Annotated in this window: 2 protein-coding genes; both read left to right on the top strand. The window is 60.5% G+C overall.

Annotated features, from left to right (window positions below; all coding sequences use genetic code 11):
* The first annotated feature begins 397 nt into the window (after positions 1-397).
* A complete protein-coding gene (locus IEY55_RS31505; protein WP_189062237.1) occupies positions 398-937 on the top strand; it encodes a hypothetical protein in 540 nt (179 codons plus the stop codon).
* Positions 938-2,210: 1,273 nt separating this feature from the next.
* Positions 2,211-2,483 carry a DUF8033 domain-containing protein gene (locus IEY55_RS31500; protein WP_189062236.1) on the top strand — a complete coding sequence of 91 codons (273 nt, stop codon included), beginning with the start codon at positions 2,211-2,213 and terminating at the stop codon, positions 2,481-2,483.
* The last annotated feature ends 608 nt before the right edge of the window (positions 2,484-3,091 follow it).

The raw sequence follows: 3,091 nt of genomic DNA, 5'->3' as shown, positions 1-3,091 counted from the left end.
GGGCCGGGACGCGTTCCTGGAGAAGCGCGATCCGGACTGGTCCCGCTTCCCCTACCACTACTGACTCCCTTCTCCTGACTGTGTACGTGTCACGCGAGGTGTCGCCGCTGCCGGTTCCGTCCGACAGCGGCGCCCTTGCGTTTACCGAGATCATGTCAATCTCGCGAAGACACAGACACCTTGGCTAGTAAACGAGGGTCGTGCAGGTTCCCAGCGTCCTCACTATTGGGGACTAGCGGCAGTTGATCCGTTACTCGGACGATCGATGCCTGACCGTGTGACCGTGCCGTGCTGGTGGTGACCGAGAGTGTGCCAGCAGCACGAGATTATTAATGTTTCGTTCCATCCAGGTATTGGAGTAGCACCACGGTGCGATCAGGTAGAAAGGAGCATGGTCATGCGCAGATCACTCGTTGCGGTCGCTGCGGCGGCGTTGATCGCCGGTTTGCTCCCAATCTCCGCCTCCAACGTCTCTGCGGGAGCCGCTAGCACTACTACTGACCTCATGACCTGCCCGGTCAACGCGGACGTCGTGATCGACCCCGCCACCTCCCATGCCGTGTTCAATGCTGCCTACGTCGGTTGCGTCGTCAACCCCGGCGCAGAAAATGTCTCTGCCTGGACCATCACGTGGGCCACGGGCAACGTGTCGTGCCTGCACGGCGGCAGACTTTTCCACCTTGAGGCAAACAATTTCTTGATCGAGTGGACCCGCCGTGACCTGTCCACCGCCACTGGCACCGCCAACGCGATCGTCGAAGTGGACCTCAACTCCGCAACCCTGATCCGAATGGACGTCCACATCACCTCTGGCCCCTTCGCTGGCGCGCACGTCCGTGCCATCGCCCCAGACGGCCCCATCGTCGTCGACGGCCTCGGCTGCCCCGGTATCAACCGAATCTCTTTCTACAACGTGCAGACCGTCTACAGCACCTGAGCAGTGCCCGCTCCGGCGCGTCTGCACCGGGGCGGGGCGCATGTGGACTTTTGGTCGATGCACCGATTCCTGACAACTGACTCCAATTATCGTCGAGGATCGCCAAAAAGCCAAAAGCGACCTAAAAACTCGTACACGAAACCGGGGCCGCTATACGCCCCGATCTAGGGATCCCCCAGGGGAACCCTCCCCTGGGGGACAATACGTAACGATGCCAACCCACACGCTAGCGGGAATGCGGGGAATGCGCAACCGCCAAAGCGCGTAAAAGTGCAGCGCGCTACCCGCGTACCCCGGTGCAGTGCGCCTATCGAGCCCGCCTGCTGCCTGCCCTGCTAGCGCGCAGTTACCCCAGCGTGCGTGCCCTGCACCAACGCCCTAGCACTGCGCCAGTGGCGCCATACCGGTATCTGACTGCCCGTGCGGCCGGTAGCGCTCTCAGCCGCGCGCAGGGCGCGGTTTCTGCGGATGCAACGGGTGTTTCCCGGGCGCCCACACTCCGTTTTCTGACCCGATTCCTTCCGTGACCAGCACACTTGACGTCTGGGTTCCGGTGGCGTAATGTTGGCACCGCCAACGGGGACGGACTCGAAAACGGGAAGGTCTCCGAAGGGCGAGAACTTTCAGAACTTGAGAACGACCGGCAACCTTGGTGGTGTTTCGCTGGTCAAGCTCGGATGATGAGTCCGACTTGATGTCTGGGTGGATATCCGCTAAGGTTGACGCCAGCCGATCGACACGCCTTGTCGAGTCTCTTTGGGTGGTTGCGGGAACCCTACACGCGCCTCGGGTTTGAGAGCAGCAGAGCAACACTACGTAATCGCCTCCCGAGAACTTGACGTCTGGGTGCTTGAAAGGCTAGGGTCGGAAACATCGAAGTCGGCTCCCGATGCACCGCGCGCCAAATGGAAGGCGGAGCTCGTCTGGGCAACTCTCGCGATACGGGTTGCGGAGCTGAATCCTGTTCCTTGATAACCGAATGTCTGCCCTGGCAGACGGGTAACAACACGTCTTCCATGACCGTGGCGTGTGTCCTCTCGCGATTGACCAAATCAAGGTTGGTGAGCGTGAGGCAGCAGGCCGAGCCGGACACTGGGAGCGCCAGGGGTAACGGAGTCTCGCGCGATCTTTGGGCACGTCACCACGGGCATGGTCCGTGGTGACCTCCGAGGGATCGAGCTACGGCGGTTCTGGGCCGACGCAAGTTGGCCCTTCTCTTCGCCTCATTACTTGATGTCTGGGTGGTATGATCATGTCACGTATCACGAATCGCATGGTTCCGGCACTAGTGGACAAGCGGCGGGACTTCCACAACGCGCGACGGTCGCTGTGGGCGACTCATGCGCCGCGCATGTGCGACACGGGAAGGCTTGACGAGCACTGGCAAGAGCGTTGGCGCCGGGACTTCCCGCGCATCGCGTACGTGGTCTACAGCTACCAGACCCCGATTGGCTGGGTTCTGCATGACGGGTCGGTCCTCCTGGTCGACCAAAAGTTTTCGGTCACGACATCGCGTCACCAGACCTTGGTGGCACTGGGTCTGTGAGTCGTTCGCGTACTCCGTCCAACACGAATCCAAGGGTTCGTGCTGGGCGGTACTGGAACGAACCACGGGAGAAACAAATGAAATGTCGTCTGATCACTGCTGCGGGTGTGGCCTTGGCGTTTCTCGCCGGAGCAGTTACAGCATCTGCCGTCACTCAAGACTCGGAGTCGTGTGACCTGTCCGAGGTCTCGGTTTGGCGCGCGGATGGTCAGCAACTGTTCTTTGCCTTCGACGGAACCGCAAGGGTGACCACGTCAGCCAACACATGGCTCTTGTTGGACGAACCACACAACGTGTGGGTTCGGGAATCGGGTGAGCCAGTGTCGACCGAGCGGGGCGCATGGGTGCCCGGTCAGTTGTGGTGCGGGATTGGTGACCCGGCTGAGTGAGTCGGTAGGCCGAGGACACAGATATGTGCTGTGTCCTCTCTTATCCACTCACTTCACTAGGAGATTTAGAATGCAACCGAGCTACGTCTACTGCGCTTGCCGCGACTGCTTTGAGATCACGATTGGCTATGTGGGAGTGCGCGAGCTTTGTTCTTTGAGGCTTATTCACGATGGGGTGGAACAAGCATCTGTCCGGTGTGTTGACATAGACGACGGCCC

The sequence above is a fragment of the Longimycelium tulufanense genome, from assembly GCF_014645795.1.
Classification (GTDB): Bacteria; Actinomycetota; Actinomycetes; order Mycobacteriales; family Pseudonocardiaceae; genus Longimycelium; species Longimycelium tulufanense.
The sequence above is the reverse complement of the archived record's forward strand: the minus strand, read 5'-3'. Positions and strand labels throughout refer to the sequence as shown.

What these genes read in the sequence shown, in the direction of transcription:
- IEY55_RS31500 (WP_189062236.1), top strand. Translation starts at nt 2,211, where the DNA reads ATGGTTCCGGCACTAGTGGACAAGCGGCGGGACTTCCACAACGCGCGA.
- IEY55_RS31505 (WP_189062237.1), top strand. Translation starts at nt 398, where the DNA reads ATGCGCAGATCACTCGTTGCGGTCGCTGCGGCGGCGTTGATCGCCGGT.